This is a genomic window from Pseudarthrobacter sp. RHLT3-21 (assembly GCF_059383495.1).
Genome location: NZ_JBWZCI010000004.1, coordinates 1 through 15,457 on the forward strand (window position 1 = coordinate 1; position 15,457 = coordinate 15,457).

Sequence of the window (15,457 nt, forward strand, 5' to 3'; positions counted from 1 at the left end):
CTCGGTTACCGACGGCCTAACGAAGTCCACTATGGTTATCAACAGCCAGCACTGGCAGCGTAGAAGAATTCACCAATTCCGCTGTCCGAAATCCTCGCGGCAGCTCACTTTAACGATGACCTGCACGTGCGGGTGGCTGGCGGTTAGCTCGGTGACGATCGGTAGGAGACTCCTGCGGATCGCTGTGATAAAGCCGGCGACGCGGACGGTGCCTGCGGGCTCGGCGTCGGGGTCGAGATCGGCGTGTGCTGCCTCTACCGCGGCGAGGATGGCTCTTGCATGATCTGCCAGGCGTCGCCCGGCCGGCGTCAGCCGGACGCCCCTGCCCAAGAGTTCGACTACGGGCGTGCCGATTTCGCGGGCGAGCATGGCGATCTGCTGGGTCACAGTAGATGTTGTGGTGCCCATCAGATCGGCCACACCGCGCATCGAACCGACGCGCGACAACTCAAGCAACAGCTGTAATCTCCGGGTCTCCACAGGCATCATTGTGCATGATTCTTGAACGAAATGTCGCGGATCGTCACGTGGACGCGCAGAGATTGGACCCTGTCTACTGGCCTTATGAATCCAGTTCTCCAGCCCGTCCGCGTCGGTACCTCCATGGCTTTGGTGGCCATGGGCAGCGTCCAGCTGGGCCTTGCCGCGTCCGTGGGAATAGCTGATCAGATTGGTCCGGAGGCTACGGCCTGGCTGCGGCTGGCATGGGCCAGCATCATCTTGGTTGCCGTCGCCCGTCCCTGGCGATCTTCGTTTACCCGTTCGGCTTTGCTTACCTGCATTCTGTTGGGGATCACCACCTGGGCATGACCCTGCTCTTCATGGCTGCCGTTGTCCGGATACCCCTCGGAACCGCCAGTGCGCTGGAGTTTGTTGGCCCGCTGACGATAGCGGTGGTCCGCGGGCGGGGACGGGCACGGTTGTGGGCGGTCGCCGCCGCGGCAGGAGTACTTCTGCTCACCGAGCCCTGGCATGGCGCGACGGATCCCCTGGGGGTGCTCTTGGCACTAGTTGAGTAATTCCAAGGGATGTTAGTGGTCGTAGGCGGTGAGTGAGCGGCGGATGGTTGCGCCGGTGCTGTCGTTGTGCCAGATCGCTGTTGTCATTGCCAGCAGTCGTTGAACGATTCTTGCCGTGACTCCGGCCGGGGTGCGTCCGCCGTGTTGTTCAAGGTCCAGCTGGCCCTTGAGCGTGTCGTTGATGGATTCGATGATCTGGCGCAGGGGTTTGAAGAATCGGGACCCGGCCCGGGGTTTTTCGCCTTTGCGGGCCGGGCGCAACAGCTCGATTTCGGTCTGATCGACGGTCTGTTCAAATTCTGCTCCGAAGTAGTTCTTGTCACCGATGAGGATTTGGCGCTTCCCGTCCACCCGGACCCTGGCCATGGCCATGGCCGGGGTGCCGGCGAGGATGTCCAAGAAGGTTTGGCGTTCGTCGGCCTTGGCGCCGGTGAGCGCGTAGCCGACCGGCAGCCCATGGAGCGTGCAAACGAGGTGCAGGCGCAGCCCCCCAGAAGTAGCGTGAGTGCGAGGCGCAGTAACCATATTCGGCCCAGCCGGCCATCTCTGATCGGCGGACCGTTTCCTTGGATCGGGCGCATTCGACCGGGGTGGAGTTAACCACCCAGACGTCGTCGGTGCCGATATCGCTTTGTTGGACCAGGACCCCGATGAGCCAGTTCATCGTCGGGCCCAGCCGGCGAAGCCGCTTGTTATAGCCGGACTGGCCCGGCAGGAAGGGGAACATCGTGGCCAGGTCCTGCGGGCGTGACGTAGCCATCTGGCTTCGCTGGCAAAGCCGAGCAGGGCTTGCATCACGGCCAAGGTGATCAGCTCAGCATCGGTGATCTTCGGGCTAATTCCGATGCGGGGCCGGGCCGGGATCCGTTCCGGATATGCCTTTAACAGATCATCGGCTTGCACATAGAATGCTGTGGCAAGGGTGTCCAGATCGGCGTCCACGTGAGCCTCCAAGTTCGACGTTGGGTAGATAACGCCGATTCTGGACACCCTTGCCCTTTATATCGCCGCGCCGCGCCGAAAACACCCCTTGGAATTACTCATCTAGGCGCCGCTGCCTGCTGGGCGGGATATATCCTGCTGACCCAGCATGCCGGGGATCAGCTGGCCGGCCTGCAGGCCCTGGCCGTATCCATTCCGGTCGCCGCCGTCTGCGCAACCCTGATTGCCGGACCTTCCCTCATCGGTCACATCAACTGGCAGCTGCTACTCGTCGGCCTTGGGCTGGCGCTGCTGATGCCCGTGGTGCCATTCAGCCTGGAACTGCTGGCACTGCGTAGGCTGACCGCAGCCTCTTTCGGAACCCTGATGAGCCTTGAACCAGCCATCGCTGTTCTCATCGGACTCACCGTCCTCGGCCAGATCCCACGAATCAGCGCCTTGGCAGGAATTCTCCTGGTGATCGCGGCCGGTACCGGTGCTGCCCGCACCGGGGCGCGTATGCAGGAAACCAGCTCTGAGGATCACGAAGGACTCCTTGGGAGTCCGGCCAAGCAGGTGGGCGATGGTGGCCAGCAGGTCAGCAGGGCCGGAGAGGTTGAGCTTTTCAGTCATGATTGTTTGTCCTTTGCATAGGATTTCGGTGGCCTCCGTCGGCCACAGCTCCGCAAGCTTCGCCAGCAGCCAAAAAACAACGGGGGGAAAGGGAGCAGGCCGGTCACCTGATCGCCCCATCCACCGAAATCCTCTGCAAAGGACAAAAAACCATGAGCTCAGTTTCAACACACGCCGTCACCACCGCGCGGACACCGCCGAAACCATTCCCGCCGCCGTCGTGCTGGGCGATTACCACGTCAATGACGGATGGGACTGGATGGACCTGATCGGTCAGCACGGCTGGGCACCGGTGAACGTATGGGATGCACTAAGTTCAACAGCCGGGGCAGGCGCTGTGTGTTCGAGATCGCAGAAGCCGGATTTCTGTCCCACTAACGTGATGGCTACAGAACAAGCATCATTTGGGTGCATCGGAATTCCGTTCCAACAGCGCAAAGGGATGCGATGTACCGGGTGATATGGACGTTGTCCTCGCCGCGTCCGGATCAATCAGAAACGGTGGAAGGTAAAGAATATGGTCAGGGCTATTTGGAAAGGGAAAGTCATTGCCGAGTCCGAGGACACAGTGATGGTCGAGGGCAACCACTATTTTCCCCGTGAAACGGTGAATCCGAGCTATCTCAAAGACAGTGACATGTACTCTGTGTGCCCATGGAAGGGGCAGGCCAGCTATCACACACTGGAAGTCGACGGCCAGGTCAACGTGGATGCAGCCTGGTTCTACAGCGAACCAAAAAAGCGGGCTATGCCGATCAAGGACCGCATCGCCTTCTGGCGGGGCGTGACGATTGAAGCATGATGCGACGGGGTGCAGGCATGGTCAGAGGTAGCTGCACACTCTGGACTGATCGCACGTTGCCGGGTCGCCGGCTGCGACGGCCTTGTAGGAGGCGGCCACACCTTCCCGCAGGGCTGTCAGTTCCGCGATTTTCAGGTCGAGCTCGGCTAATTGGCCCGCCAGGACGTCCCGCACATGGGTACAGGGAGCGTTGCCTGGCTCCTGGACGGCAAGGATGCTCCGGATCTGGCTCACTGACAGTCCGGCGGCCCTGCCCCGGGCAATGAAATCGAGCCGGGCTACGCTGTCGCCTCCGTACTGCCGATAACCATTGGAGCCCCGTTGCGCAGGAGGGAGCAGGCCCTGCTCTTCGTAGAACCGAAGGGTCTTGGGCGTCATCCCTGCGGCTTTGGCAACTTCACCGATAAGCATCACTGACCTCATTTCCCGGCACCTTGTGCCGTTGGAGTTTCAGGGGTCCCCGCTATCTATGGGTCCCAGTATAGGTAAAGGTTGCCGCTGCCTCAGGAGACGCTACACAGGGAATACCGAGGAATCTGGTTCCCTTGACCTTCCCCCGGGGGGGAAGGTGCAGGCTGGGACAGGGGAAGGACGTCGGGCCAGCCCACCAGGAGCCGCCGCCCAACCCAGGACCCAAGTTCGCTGCCATTACCGGAGGTTTTATGTCTGCTACGCAACGGTTCGACTTTGATCTGGCGATCATCGGCTCAGGTGGGGGCGCGTTCGCGGCCGCCATCCGCGCCACCAGCCTGGGCAAGAGTGTCCTGATGGTGGAGCGGTCAACAACTGGCGGGACCTGTGTGAATACCGGCTGCGTTCCCTCCAAGGCGCTGCTGGCTGCAGCCGAGGCCCGCCATGTGGCCGTTGATGCCGGCGGCAGGTTCCCGGGCATCAGCGCTTCTGCCGGCGCGGTGGACATGCCGGCCGTGATCGGCGGGAAGCGAGCCCTGGTGGAGGGGATGCGCGCGGAGAAGTACGTTGACCTGATCGCTGATTACGGGTGGGACTTCAGGCACGGCGATGCGGCGTTCGTCGGCACGCCGGAGGACCCGGCGCTGGAAATCACCTCGTCCGACGGCGAGCGGGAGTCAGTGACCGCGGCCCACTATCTGGTGGCCACCGGTTCAGCGCCGTGGACTCCCCCGGTTCCCGGACTTCGGGAAACAGATTATCTGACCTCCACCACCGCGATGGAGCTGGAAGAGGTCCCGGAATCCCTGCTGGTGGTCGGCGGGGGCTACGTAGCGATGGAGCAGGCCCAGCTGTTCGCGCGCCTGGGATCCCGGGTGACCGTGCTGGTCCGCTCCCGGCTGGCTTCGGCGGAAGAACCGGAGGTCTCGCTGGCACTGATGAGCGTTTTCGCTGATGAAGGCATCCGTGTCATCCGCCGTGCCACCCTGGCCTCCGTCGGCCGCGACGCGGCGACCGGCGGTGTGACGGCGGTGGCGGACATTGCCGGCGGCCAGGAGGAATTCCGGGCTGCACGGCTGCTGATGGCCACCGGGCGCCGCGCAGTTACCGAGGGCTTGAATCTGGACACCGTCGGTGTGAAAACCGGGGACCGGGGCGAAGTCCTCGTGCAGAACACGATGGCCAGCACCAACCCCCGGGTCTGGGCCGCCGGCGATGTGACCGGGCACCGGGAGTTCGTCTACGTCGCATCGGCCCACGGCGCCATTGCCGTGGAGAATGCCTTCAATAACGCCGGCCGCGAAGTTGACTATCACCACCTTCCCCGGGTGGCTTTTACCAGCCCTGCCATGGCCGCCGTCGGGCTGACCGACAAGGAGGCAAATGGCGAGGGCATCAGCTGCGAATGCCGCGTTCTGCCGCTGGAGTACGTACCGCGCGCACTGGTCAACCGGGACACCCGGGGATTCATCAAGCTCGTGGCCGAGAACGGGACCGGCCGGATCCTCGGACTCACAGCGGTCGGGAAAGAAGCCGGCGACATTGCCGCCGCAGGCGTCTACATTCTGGAAGCAGGCATGACCGTTGAACAGGTCGCCAACCTGTGGAGCCCGTACCTGACCATGGCGGAGGGCATCAAAATCGCCGCACAGTCCTATACCACCGACATTTCCCGGCTCTCCTGCTGCGCAACATGACCGCTACTCCGCTATACCGGCACTCCGCGAAAGGCAGGAACTGATGGAGCAACACTTTGATGTGGCCGTTCTGGGCATGGGCCCAGGGGGTGAAGTGGCAGCAGGCCGGCTTCTGAAGGCCAGCAAAAAGGTCGCCGCGATAGAACGCGAACTGATCGGCGGCGAATGTGCCTACTGGGCCTGCGTGCCCTCCAAAACACTGCTGCGGCCACCGGAAGCCAGGACGGCAGCGACCCGGGCGGCCGGCGTCACGGGAGCCGAACTGGACTGGGCTGCGGCCAGTGACTAACGGGACTACATAATCCGCCCCCTCGACGACAAGGCACAGGTCGATGGCTATGCAGGGCAGGGCGCCACGGTCATCAAAGCCGAAGCCAGCATCACGGGGCCCGGCACGCTGCAGGCCGGAGGTACCACCATCCGGGCCGACCACATCATCATCGCCACCGGCTCCGAGCCTGTGGTCTCCGAACTGGAAGGGTCGGAGAACGTCACCCTGTGGACCAACCCGGAAACGTTCACGGCCACTACTTTGCCCGGGCGGGCCGTGGTGATCGGAGGCAGCGCAGTGGGCACCGAAACCGCTACCTTCCTGGCCCGCTTCGGCGTGGCAGTCACCCTGGTGCACCGCGGTAAGCGCCTCATGGAACGCGAGGAGCCTCGCGTCGGTGAACTGACACGGCTCCATCTCGAAGAGGCCGGGGTGGACGTGCGGCTCAGCTGCCGCGCTGTCCGCGCCCGGCGCGAGGGGAACAGCAGTGCGCTGGAACTCGACGACGGCACATCAGTGAGCGCCGACGTCGTCGTTTTCGCGACGGGACGCAGGCCCCGCAGCGCGGATCTGGGTTTTGAGTCCGCAGGAGTGAAGCTTGACGCCAGGGGCAGCGTGGAGATAGATCCGCAGCGCCGGGCCGGTGAAGGCGTGCGGGCCATCGGCGACGTTACCGGAGTCATGCCCGTCACCCATGTGGCCAAGTACCAGGGGCGGATCGTGGCGGATGCCATCCTGGGCCACGCTAGGCGGGTCACCCATGACGGCATCCCGAGGGTGGTCTTCGGCGATCCGGAGATAGCGGCCGCGGGTCTGACCCAGGCCCAGGCCGATAAACAGGGGCTGTCCACTGCCTTTGCCGAACTGGACCTGGCCGAGTCAATCACACGTCCTTCGACTTATGAGCAGGAACCCCGCGGCCACCTCGGACTTCTCACGGACACCGATAAAGGTGTCCTCATCGGGGCATGGGCCGTCTCACCCCTGGCCGGCGAATGGATCCATCAGGCCTCCCTGGCGATCCGGGCCCGGATCCCCATCGCCGTCCTGCATGACCAGGTCGCCCAGTTCCCCAGCTACAGCGAGGCCTTCCAGGCGGCCCTCGACAACCTCAGATACCGGAAGGAAATATGATGAGCAGCGCAAAAAATGTCACCGACAGCACGTTTGAACACGAGGTCCTGCAGTCGGACAAACCGGTCATCGTTGATTTTTGGGCGGAATGGTGCGCGCCCTGCAGAATGGTTTCCCCCGTCCTGGACCAGCTCGCGGCCGAGCACGCCGGAAAGATTGACGTAGTGAAGGTCAACATTGATGAAAACCCCGGCGTAGCGGCGGAATTCGGCATCACTTCCATCCCTGCCATCTTCCTGTTCACGGACGGCGCCCTCAAATCCGCGGTGATCGGTGCCCGGCCGAAGCAATACCTTGAGAAGGAATTCGCGGAGTACCTGTAATCAACGCACGAAGGAGAAGCCTGCATGACACCCTCAATCATTGTTTTCGATGTCAACGAAACCCTGTCGGACATGGCCTCCATGGGGCAACGGTTCGTTAAGGTGGGTGCACCGGCGCACCTGGCAAAGCTGTGGTTCGCGGCCCTCCTGCGGGACGGCTTCGCGCTCACTGCCGCAGGAGACAACGGGAGCTTTGCCGACATTGGTGCCGAAGGGTAGCGGGGCCTGTTGGCTGGCACGGAGCTGAACCGGGATCTCGAACCGGCCGTGCAGCACATCATGGGCGGTTTTTCAGCTCTGGGGCTGCACCCGGATGTCACCGCCGGGCTCAAAGCCCTGCAGGCTGCCGGATACAGGCTCATCACTCTGTCCAACGGTTCCACCCAGGTTGCCGAGAAGCTGCTCATGGACGCCGGCGTCCGGGACAGTTTTGAGATGCTGCTCTCCGTGGAGGGTGCCCCGCTGTGGAAGCCCGGCCAGGCTTCCTATGACTATGCGGCCTCAGCCTGCGGCGCAGCACCGGAACAGATGCTCCTCGTGGCCGTGCACCCCTGGGACATCCACGGCGCGTCCCGGGCCGGCCTAGCCACCGCCTGGATCAACCGCACAGGAGGATCCTACCCGGGCTATTTCCAGGCACCGGATCATACTGTGGCCGCGCTGCCTGAACTGGTCCAAGCCCTGGCAGGCGGAAGCTGAGGAGCTGGCATGGCTATTCGATTGAGCGTTGAAATGAGGGCTTTGGCGCACCAACTGCGCTACGAGCCGACGCCGCGCAGAATCAGGGCAGACGCGGGCGGCCGGACCATTGTCGATTCGCAGGACGCACTTCTTGTCTTCGAGCCACGGAAACGGACCCCGCTGTTCGCGGTGCCGGAAGCGGACATCGCTGCGGAGCTGGTCCCCACATCCCCGAACGGAGCGCGCAAGGGCGACCGTTCGGGCTTCGCCCGCCATACAGCTGAAGGCCAGGAGTTGACCCTGCGAAGCGGCGGGCTGGAGCTGCCGGCGACCGGGTTCCGGCTCTCAGACCCTGACCTTGGCGGCCACGTGCTGCTGGATTTCGGGGCGTTCGACCAGTGGCGCGAAGAAGACGAGGTGATAGAAGGCCACCCCCGGGACCCCTTCCACCGGGTCGATGCGCGTGCATCATCTCGCCGCGTCAGTGTGCGCTTCGGGACGACGGTCCTGGCTGAAAGCGTACGGCCGGTCTTCGTCTATGAAACGATGCTGCCCGTACGGACCTACCTGCCGCGCGAGGACGTCGACTTCGGGCTGCTGGAGCGCACCTCACACAGAACGATCTGCCCCTACAAGGGCACGGCGTCGTACTGGTCCCTCACCGGCGCCGGTGCCCGGGGCGAGAACATCGCATGGAGCTACGAACATCCTCTCCAGGACGCAACGCAGCTCACCGACCTAATCGCCTTCTACGACGAACGGACCACCATCAACGTCGAGGGCAAACCGGCAGCGCTCGGTCACAGCCGATAGCCTGAAGCCGAAGTTCGAAACAAGACCGACCACGGCCCGGCCGGGCCCTGCAGTGAAGGGTGATATGTCTGAACAGCCCGCGCAGCGGAAGCAAATACAGGTCAATGGGACCGGGCTGTCGTATCTGGAAGCAGGTGGAGGCAGCGCCGCACCGTTACTACTGCTGCACGGCACCTTCTGGCTCCCAGTACTTCCCTTACTGGGCGTGCGGGCAAGGTGTGTGGCACTTGACCTGCCGGGTTCGGTGCCAGCGAAGGAGAGCTAGCCCTCCACACCGCCACGGTGCCGGAACTGGCGCAGACGGTGCTCGCTGCCGCCGACGCACTAGGCATCGACCGGTTTGCCCTGGCCGGCCACGACATCGGCGGCCGGGTCGCACAGCATCTGGCCGCGACATCCGACAGTGTGGACCGGCTCGTCCTGATGAAGTCGGTGACCTTCGATTCCTGGCCTATACCGGCCGTCGAACGTTTCCGCAACACCGGGGTACGCGCCTCAATGGGGCGGGTCAACGAAATGGTGGCCGCACGCGCCGAAACTACCCGCAAAGCCGTGGGCAGGACGCTGAGCGAGGATGAGGTCGCTGACTACGTCTCACCGTGGAAGGATCCCGCCAGCTAGGCGCTCAGGGCCGGTGCGGCCGGGACGTCCAGCTCTGTCCTTGCGTAGTGGTTGAAGTAGTTCGTGAAGAGGTTCGCGGCAATGTGCGCGAAGGCTTCGGTGAGCTCTTCGTCGGTCCAGCCGGCGTCGAGAGCTGCCTGCCAGACAGGGTCGGAGACGTTCCCGGTCCGTGCCGCGGCTTCGCGGGCCACTTCGGTGATGGCGGCCAGCTTCGGATCGAAGTCCACGTCGCCTGCGCGTATTGCGAGGATCTGGTCGTCGGTGAGCCCTGATTTGCGTGCCGAGAGCGTGTGCGCGGCCTGGCAGTAGTCGCAGCCGTTCTGGTTGCCCACGGCCAGGACGATGGCTTCCTTGGTCCGGGCGTCGAAGGACCCGTGGTCGGCGATGGCCTTCGAGATGCCGCCGTAGGCGCCGATCACGGCCGGTGAGTGGGCCATGCCGGCGTGGATGTTCAGGAACTTTCCCATTCGCCGTTGCAGATGAGTGGCTATGTCCTTGGATCCGTGGGGGGGGTGCCGTCGACGGTGTGGGCACGGGGCATGCTGGCTCCTTGGTTTTCGTTTCATGTGGCGGATCTTTGAAGGCTCTCCGTCTGTGTGGGGTCCCCGGCTCGTGCAACCTGCCCGGCATCCGGGTTGATTCCCGGTCACACGACGGTGCTTCCAGCCGCTGCCCGCAAAGCCGCCGGGTTCTGGATGGTGATGCGGCCGCGGCCTTGACGAATGATTCCTTTCACAGCGAAGTCGGCCAGGGCTTTACTGGTGGCCTCCCTGGTTGCCCCGAGAAGTCCGGCGATCTGCTCGTGGGTGAGCCTGATGGCCCGGCCTTGTCCGAACCGTCCACTAGGCGCCGCAGCATCGAGGCTGATCAGGATGGAGGCGGCCCGGGCTGCGAGCGGCCGCAAGGCCAGGTCCGTCAGGCGTTCCTCCAGCCGGGCCACCTGCTCCCCCAGCAGCCGCGAGATGCCGATCGCTATGCGCGGGTCAGAGATCAGGTACCGCTCAACATCATCGACCCCCAGCCGGCAGATGGCAGAGTCCTCGATGGCCTCAGCATAGTTGTCATACATACGCTGACCCACCAGCATCATTTCCCCGAAGACAGCTCCCGGCTCCAGATGGCCATCGTGAGGGCTTTCCCGTCCACGGCGACGCGAAAGACCCTTATTCGGCCTGATTTGAGGATAAAGAGGGCCATGACGGGCTGGGACTGGCTGAAGACGAGCTCCCCGCGGCGGAACATCCGCGCCGGGGCCATCATGTCCATCGCGTGCATCTCTTCAGCGGACAGGTCGGCGAAGAGGTCCACTTCGTTCAGGTGAAGGGGTCCTCCGGCCCCTGCCGTGAGTGGATACGGTTCGCGTTGGCCCGGAGACCAGGACTGGAGGCCGCCCACGGCGGCTTCCAGCCCTTTTTCCAGTTATCGCTCATGTGCGGACTTTAGGTACGGAAGACCACGGGAGCCTGGATGACCCCGTAGATCAGATGGCCCATGAGGGACCATCCTGCGGTCGCATCGACCATGAACAGGGGCATGCCAAGCATCATGGGCACGATGAGCAGCGGCCCGAGTACCCACCAGATCGCCCCATAGGCCAGACCGATCAGCACAGCGCGGCCATAGGAGGTCAGAAGTCCGGAGAAGGGCACGGTCAGGCCCCAGCCGATCAGGATTGAGATCACCATGTGAATTTCGAAGCCCACCACGGCAGAATTTGAACCGGCCATAGAGGCAATCATGGGCAGCATGCCCATCATGGTCATGAGGACGCCGAAAACGAGGCCACCGGCCACACCTCCTACTGCTCCGGCGGTGATGCCCTGGCCAAGGTGAAGAGTGAGGGCGTAGTGTGGCTGTGCCACCGAGCATGTAGCGGACCTCGGATGCTGCCTTTCGTCGAAATGATTGTTGCTTACCCTCGAAAGGTAGGCCCGCACGGTTCACGTGATCTGTGAACGCGGACACATAACGTGCGCCAGTTCTGCTTCAGCGTCCCACAACGTCTGCCGTGACTGGGGCGCCCGGCTACTCACTCCCGGTTCAGTTCACTTTTTCCATGCTGTGTCCGCAGCAGCAGGTGGGATCCCGGTCTTCGCCGTGACCCGGGGCTGCCCCCTTGGTGACCGTGATTTCACACCCGCAGGCCGTATCCGGGCAGCGGTAGACCTCTCCTTCTTGCAGGGCCATGGCCAGCTCCTTCCCTTCAGTTTTTGGTTGCTGATACTGTCACGCTAAAACCTTCCAGTCCGGGGAAGTCAAGGGCGCACTTCGGTGTTCTGCAGTTCCGCCGACTACTGCCAACGCGGGAGTGGGAAGCTGGATACGGACGGTATCACCTGTGGCGAGGGCAGGTAAGTATTCTGGGGCACACAGGGGCCCGCTCTTTCGCAAGGCGTTAGGAAGGGCCCCTCCGAAGCGTGCCTGCGCGGATCTGCAGATGCCCTGACCGGGCGGAGGCCCGGATGACGTCGGTGCAGTCCTCCTCGACGGCCTGCCAGGGGTGTGCTGCTATGTCCGCGCCGCCCAGGGCACACGCGGCCCGTGCCAAGGGAGTGAGCAGCCGGGCCCATCCCACCGGCTCCTGCATGTCCACCACGGCGACCCTGGCATCATCGTTCAGCAGCGCTGTGAGATTGGCCCAGGCTCTCCCCCAGTCCGGCATCAGCGACAACATCGAACCGGGAGATCACTGCGGCCAGGCAGGCGACCGCGTGCCAGTCGCGGGTGGGTGAATCCTTGGGTCCGGCCGTCCATTTGGCGGTCAGGCTGCCGAGGGCACGGATGTTCCACGTCCCGATCAAGAGGTTGGACTCGGTCCTGGCGGGGATGGCGTTGTCCAGGGCACTGCGCAACCGGTCCAGGTCTTCGGCAACAGATGCCGGCGGCTGCTCCGTCATGCCTCCATGCAAGCAGACTGCGGTGGTAATGGACGCAGACACACCGCGGACCCTTATCGCGCAAGCAGAATCGCAAGGACCAGCTTCCGACGAAAGTGATTCAGAACGTGCGGATGACGATCAGTTTGTGGCCCTCGGGGACCATTGCCTCCAGAGCTGTCTTGGCCTCATCGTAGGTTCCGTCTTCGGCGTTGGTATGCGAAAAGCTGCCGTCCGGGCCTTCAATGGTGCCTGTAAATCTCACCCCTAAACTCTATGTCCTCATGTCACAGGGAGCGTGGATCGCGGGATTTGGTGGGGCAGGGCCGTTGACATTTCTCCTACTTCTGAGGATCGTCATTGTTACCTGATTTACACATGTATTTGTCATGATCAGCTTTTTCACGACCCTCTACAGCCTTGGAAAACTGAAGTCGCACCGGCTCCTTCCCGGCAGTTTCGCCGGGAAGGAGCATAGGTTCGTTCCTGCAGCGCGTCGGTGTCACGTCTGCTGTCCGCCTTCCACCCTCTGTGCATGCCAGCGCTATGGATGATGCGTTTGTTTGGAGAAGAGGCACTTAGATGGGGCACCCCGGTGACGATGGCAGGCTCCCGGTAGTCTATGTCCGCGGTTTCGCAGGCACTGGGTCCGCTATCAACAACGCAGTGGACGATCCCTTCTACGGCTTCAGCCAAGGATCGGTGCATGTCCGCGCTGACAGCAACGGAAGGGCAAAGTTCCATCAGTTCGAGTCCCCCATGCTGAGGCTTGTTACTGACCACAAATACGAAGTGCCAGTTCACGGGGACCAGTGGGCCTTCCTGAACAGCGCGGAGGCCGGCACGGTGAATTCCGCGTCCGTTTGGATTCACCGCTTCTACGACGAATCGGCAAACACGTTCTCTGAGGGTGCCGAGAACTTCTCGATCGAGGAGGCCGCCGGTGACCTGTTCGACCTGATCAAACTTGTGCTGCAAAAGACCGGCGCTCCGAAAGTGTTTCTTGTCGCCCATTCAATGGGCGGGCTGATCTGCCGTTCGCTCCTGCAACGGGTCATCCCGGAGGCTCTTGCCCAGCCCGATGGTGGCATCGATCCTGCCGCCGGTACGAAGTATGTGGCCAGGGTTTTCACGTACGCCACCCCACATGGAGGAATCCGCTTCGCGGTGGGCCTTGGGATGCTGGAACGCGTCCGCGATGCTACAGGAATCCATGGGGCTGACATATTTGGCCCCGACCGCATGTATGACTACCTCACACCACCAGCACTGCGGCAGACACGTACCCGCGACAACTTCATCGGTACCGAAATGCCGGACGATGGGTTCCCGGTCGACGAGCTGTTCTGTCTGGTCGGCTCCAACCCCGAAGACTACGATGTTGCGTTCGGCCTGTCCTCCAAGGCAGTAGGTGCCCGCAGTGACGGCCTCGTCCAAATCGATAATGCCGCTGTCCGTGGAGCACCACTGGCGGTCGTCCACCGCAGCCACAGCGGACGCTACGGCATAGTGAACTCCGAAGAGGGCTACCAAAACCTCCAACGGTTCCTCTTCGGAGACCTGAAAATCGAGGTGCAGCTCATGGGCTTCACTGTTGGCAGGGAAGCCCCGCCCGAAATCGAGTTCCAGCTCGACGTAGGACTGGCCATACGAGGACTCCCGGTCCTCGTCCATGAGCAAAGCGCCGCCCACTTCTGCCCTGTTCAAATTGAGCACTGGAAGGAGGGGGACCCGATTGATTCTCCCGTGCCGCTGCTGACTGCTTTTCTTTCTTCGCAGGCACCCCGTCCGCGCGTCGGAGGTCACGAAGTGCCAAGGCTGCGTCACGCACTCAGGCTGCGGCTCATGTCGATCAGAGAAAAGGAAGGGCATTTCTTCTTTGATGACCACATGGAACAGATGGAGGACTGGCAGGACACGCTTCTCGTCGACATCGAGCCTCCTGGCGGTGACAGGCCCCTGCCGAGGGCGTGGGCTGCATGGAACAGCACCATTCCAGCCGCTCTCCGGGACTGGAACCCCGAGGACAAGGACTTCCTCGCAGACACGGACGACACCCCCAACCGCTGGAGCGGCCGCATAGATGTCCCACCAGTTTCCAGACACCTGCTGGGGCGGAACGCAGGGATCCGCCTTACCGTGACCCCCCGGTCGCTGGTCTTCTGAAACCACCGGAAAGCTACCCGTCAGATGCGGCTCCCTGGAGACACCGGCGCTAGACGGTGAGGATACCCCATCTGACCGGCCCACCAATCGAATCGTTGGTCCAGGAAGCAAGTTCAGAAGCGGGTACCTGTAGCCGCACAAAGCAGGTACCCGCCACTCGTGTCCGCGGAAATTCATCTGCCATACCCCTGTTCCACGGCACCGGCAATACCGGTGCTGGAGGCTTCGGGGTTGAATCCCGATTCCCCGGGCTGGGCCGGGGCGCGGAGACCGGGGCCGGTGACGAGGGTGTGCGACCTGAGACCGCGTGCACCCACCCCAGCCGCCACCGGCCCCACCTACCGGCTATGACTCCAGGTGGAATTCGACGCGGTATTTCATGAAGCGGATGTTCCGTGTCATGGAGAGGGCCCGGCGGATCCGCAGGTCATCCTGCTGGGCGATGATGACGCCTTCGACGGACTGTCCGGGTTCGAGCAGGGCTTCCTGGACAAACCCCATGTAGCGCTGGATCTGGCCGACGACGGCGTCGCTGGCCCGCCCTCGCTTCAGCTCGACAACGAGGAGTTTCGTACGGTCCTTGCTGACGGCGAGGATGTCCATGGGACCGGTGTCGGTGAGGTATTGCTGGCCCGTCTGGCCATCCTCTTCGTAGATGTCGTATTCGCGGCCCAGGGACGTACTCGCCCAGTTGTGGACCAGGAAATCTTCAAGCTGCTTCTCCATCTGGAACGCGAGCTGGTCCTCGACCTGTGCTGAGATGGCCTGTGCGATGGGCGGGGCCGGGGCTGCCAGCTGCGTGAGGGTAGCGAGTTCGGCGGTGTGCGCGGCCAATTGGAAGACGGTCATCAGCGAGCCAGCCGAGGATGCCAAGGTGGGGCTCATGTCGTCTCTACTGAACGAACCCTTCCAGTCAACGCGTCGCCGGTGCGGCAGGTCCGTGCCGGGGGAGAGGTGGCGCGAATGGATAGGGCTGCGGCTCAGGAGATGCGGCTCACTAGGATGGGTTCATGACTCAACAGGTGCCATACTCAACAGTCTTTCCAGACGCAAAGTGTTTTATTCAGGAGGCTCCAAGAACCGAAAAAC

At 62.9% G+C, this 15,457-nt stretch carries 23 protein-coding genes and 2 pseudogenes; 13 read left to right on the forward strand and 12 right to left on the reverse strand.

Going from position 1 to position 15,457, the window contains the following annotated elements:
• Positions 1-69 precede the first annotated feature (69 nt).
• Positions 70-489, reverse strand: coding sequence for a LysR family transcriptional regulator (locus AC50YA_RS05655; protein ID WP_494981375.1), 420 nt, complete (start codon positions 487-489; stop codon positions 70-72).
• 75 nt (positions 490-564) lie between these two features.
• On the opposite strand from AC50YA_RS05655, the gene AC50YA_RS05660 reads away from it, so the two are divergent.
• Positions 565-810 (forward strand): hypothetical protein, encoded by a 246-nt coding sequence (locus AC50YA_RS05660; protein ID WP_494981376.1) that lies wholly within the window; start codon positions 565-567, stop codon positions 808-810.
• Positions 807-1,019, forward strand: coding sequence for a hypothetical protein (locus AC50YA_RS05665; protein WP_494981377.1), 213 nt, complete (start codon positions 807-809; stop codon positions 1,017-1,019). The genes AC50YA_RS05660 and AC50YA_RS05665 overlap by 4 nt, the downstream gene beginning before the upstream one ends.
• A gap of 12 nt (positions 1,020-1,031) precedes the next feature.
• On the opposite strand, the gene AC50YA_RS05670 is transcribed toward AC50YA_RS05665, so the two are convergent.
• Positions 1,032-1,646: a transposase gene (locus AC50YA_RS05670; RefSeq protein ID WP_494981602.1), complete on the reverse strand. Its 615-nt coding sequence runs from the start codon at positions 1,644-1,646 to the stop codon at positions 1,032-1,034.
• Positions 1,647-1,961: 315 nt separating this feature from the next.
• On the opposite strand from AC50YA_RS05670, the gene AC50YA_RS05675 reads away from it, so the two are divergent.
• A complete protein-coding gene (locus AC50YA_RS05675) occupies positions 1,962-2,594 on the forward strand; it encodes an EamA family transporter (protein ID WP_494981603.1) in 633 nt (210 codons plus the stop codon).
• 496 nt (positions 2,595-3,090) lie between these two features.
• Entirely contained in the window at positions 3,091-3,375 is a 285-nt protein-coding gene (locus AC50YA_RS05680; RefSeq protein WP_494981378.1) for a DUF427 domain-containing protein, read from the forward strand.
• 21 nt (positions 3,376-3,396) lie between these two features.
• Here AC50YA_RS05680 and AC50YA_RS05685 read toward each other — a convergent pair whose 3' ends face one another.
• On the reverse strand, positions 3,397-3,786 hold the full coding sequence (locus AC50YA_RS05685; protein ID WP_494981604.1) for a heavy metal-responsive transcriptional regulator: 390 nt from the start codon (positions 3,784-3,786) through the stop codon (positions 3,397-3,399).
• A gap of 251 nt (positions 3,787-4,037) precedes the next feature.
• On the opposite strand from AC50YA_RS05685, the gene merA reads away from it, so the two are divergent.
• The 8 genes and pseudogenes from merA to AC50YA_RS05725 form a co-directional block, all read left to right on the forward strand.
• Positions 4,038-5,483: a mercury(II) reductase gene (gene merA, locus AC50YA_RS05690; RefSeq protein ID WP_494981379.1), complete on the forward strand. Its 1,446-nt coding sequence runs from the start codon at positions 4,038-4,040 to the stop codon at positions 5,481-5,483.
• Between the two features lie 43 nt (positions 5,484-5,526).
• Positions 5,527-6,456: pseudogene (locus AC50YA_RS05695) on the forward strand (FAD-dependent oxidoreductase); the annotation flags it as partial.
• Positions 6,436-6,888, forward strand: coding sequence for an oxidoreductase dimerization domain-containing protein (locus AC50YA_RS05700; RefSeq protein ID WP_494981605.1), 453 nt, complete (start codon positions 6,436-6,438; stop codon positions 6,886-6,888). The pseudogene AC50YA_RS05695 and the gene AC50YA_RS05700, both read left to right, overlap by 21 nt.
• Positions 6,888-7,211: a thioredoxin gene (gene trxA, locus AC50YA_RS05705; RefSeq protein WP_494981380.1), complete on the forward strand. Its 324-nt coding sequence runs from the start codon at positions 6,888-6,890 to the stop codon at positions 7,209-7,211. The genes AC50YA_RS05700 and trxA overlap by 1 nt, the downstream gene beginning before the upstream one ends.
• 24 nt (positions 7,212-7,235) lie before the next feature.
• Positions 7,236-7,430 carry a hypothetical protein gene (locus AC50YA_RS05710; RefSeq protein WP_494981381.1) on the forward strand — a complete coding sequence of 65 codons (195 nt, stop codon included), beginning with the start codon at positions 7,236-7,238 and terminating at the stop codon, positions 7,428-7,430.
• A 9-nt stretch (positions 7,431-7,439) separates the two neighbouring features.
• Complete coding sequence (locus AC50YA_RS05715; protein WP_494981382.1) at positions 7,440-7,910, forward strand: haloacid dehalogenase type II; 471 nt, start codon at positions 7,440-7,442, stop codon at positions 7,908-7,910.
• 9 nt (positions 7,911-7,919) lie between these two features.
• Positions 7,920-8,705: a DUF427 domain-containing protein gene (locus AC50YA_RS05720; RefSeq protein WP_494981383.1), complete on the forward strand. Its 786-nt coding sequence runs from the start codon at positions 7,920-7,922 to the stop codon at positions 8,703-8,705.
• Positions 8,706-8,954: 249 nt separating this feature from the next.
• Positions 8,955-9,326: pseudogene (locus AC50YA_RS05725) on the forward strand (alpha/beta fold hydrolase); the annotation flags it as partial.
• Here the strand turns inward: AC50YA_RS05725 and AC50YA_RS05730 are convergent.
• The 8 genes from AC50YA_RS05730 to AC50YA_RS05765 form a co-directional block, all read right to left on the reverse strand.
• Entirely contained in the window at positions 9,323-9,793 is a 471-nt protein-coding gene (locus AC50YA_RS05730) for a carboxymuconolactone decarboxylase family protein (RefSeq protein ID WP_494981384.1), read from the reverse strand. The pseudogene AC50YA_RS05725 and the gene AC50YA_RS05730 overlap by 4 nt on opposite strands.
• A 179-nt stretch (positions 9,794-9,972) precedes the next feature.
• Positions 9,973-10,395: a Crp/Fnr family transcriptional regulator gene (locus tag AC50YA_RS05735; protein WP_494981385.1), complete on the reverse strand. Its 423-nt coding sequence runs from the start codon at positions 10,393-10,395 to the stop codon at positions 9,973-9,975.
• A gap of 17 nt (positions 10,396-10,412) precedes the next feature.
• A complete protein-coding gene (locus tag AC50YA_RS05740) occupies positions 10,413-10,634 on the reverse strand; it encodes a cyclic nucleotide-binding domain-containing protein (protein ID WP_494981386.1) in 222 nt (73 codons plus the stop codon).
• Positions 10,635-10,765: 131 nt separating this feature from the next.
• The gene (locus AC50YA_RS05745; RefSeq protein ID WP_494981387.1) at positions 10,766-11,188 is read right to left on the reverse strand and encodes a hypothetical protein; all 423 of its coding nucleotides are present in this window, start codon (positions 11,186-11,188) and stop codon (positions 10,766-10,768) included.
• Between the two features lie 178 nt (positions 11,189-11,366).
• The gene (locus AC50YA_RS05750; protein WP_494981388.1) at positions 11,367-11,513 is read right to left on the reverse strand and encodes a hypothetical protein; all 147 of its coding nucleotides are present in this window, start codon (positions 11,511-11,513) and stop codon (positions 11,367-11,369) included.
• A gap of 208 nt (positions 11,514-11,721) precedes the next feature.
• Positions 11,722-11,988: a hypothetical protein gene (locus AC50YA_RS05755; protein WP_494981389.1), complete on the reverse strand. Its 267-nt coding sequence runs from the start codon at positions 11,986-11,988 to the stop codon at positions 11,722-11,724.
• Complete coding sequence (locus AC50YA_RS05760) at positions 11,936-12,223, reverse strand: hypothetical protein (RefSeq protein WP_494981390.1); 288 nt, start codon at positions 12,221-12,223, stop codon at positions 11,936-11,938. Before AC50YA_RS05760 ends, AC50YA_RS05755 begins: the two co-directional genes overlap by 53 nt.
• A gap of 100 nt (positions 12,224-12,323) precedes the next feature.
• Positions 12,324-12,467, reverse strand: a complete 144-nt coding sequence (locus AC50YA_RS05765) for a hypothetical protein (RefSeq protein ID WP_494981391.1) — start codon at positions 12,465-12,467, stop codon at positions 12,324-12,326.
• A 317-nt stretch (positions 12,468-12,784) separates the two neighbouring features.
• On the opposite strand from AC50YA_RS05765, the gene AC50YA_RS05770 reads away from it, so the two are divergent.
• Entirely contained in the window at positions 12,785-14,368 is a 1,584-nt protein-coding gene (locus tag AC50YA_RS05770; RefSeq protein ID WP_494981392.1) for an esterase/lipase family protein, read from the forward strand.
• A 345-nt stretch (positions 14,369-14,713) separates the two neighbouring features.
• Here AC50YA_RS05770 and AC50YA_RS05775 read toward each other — a convergent pair whose 3' ends face one another.
• A complete protein-coding gene (locus tag AC50YA_RS05775) occupies positions 14,714-15,253 on the reverse strand; it encodes an endonuclease NucS domain-containing protein (protein WP_494981393.1) in 540 nt (179 codons plus the stop codon).
• Positions 15,254-15,457 lie beyond the last annotated feature (204 nt).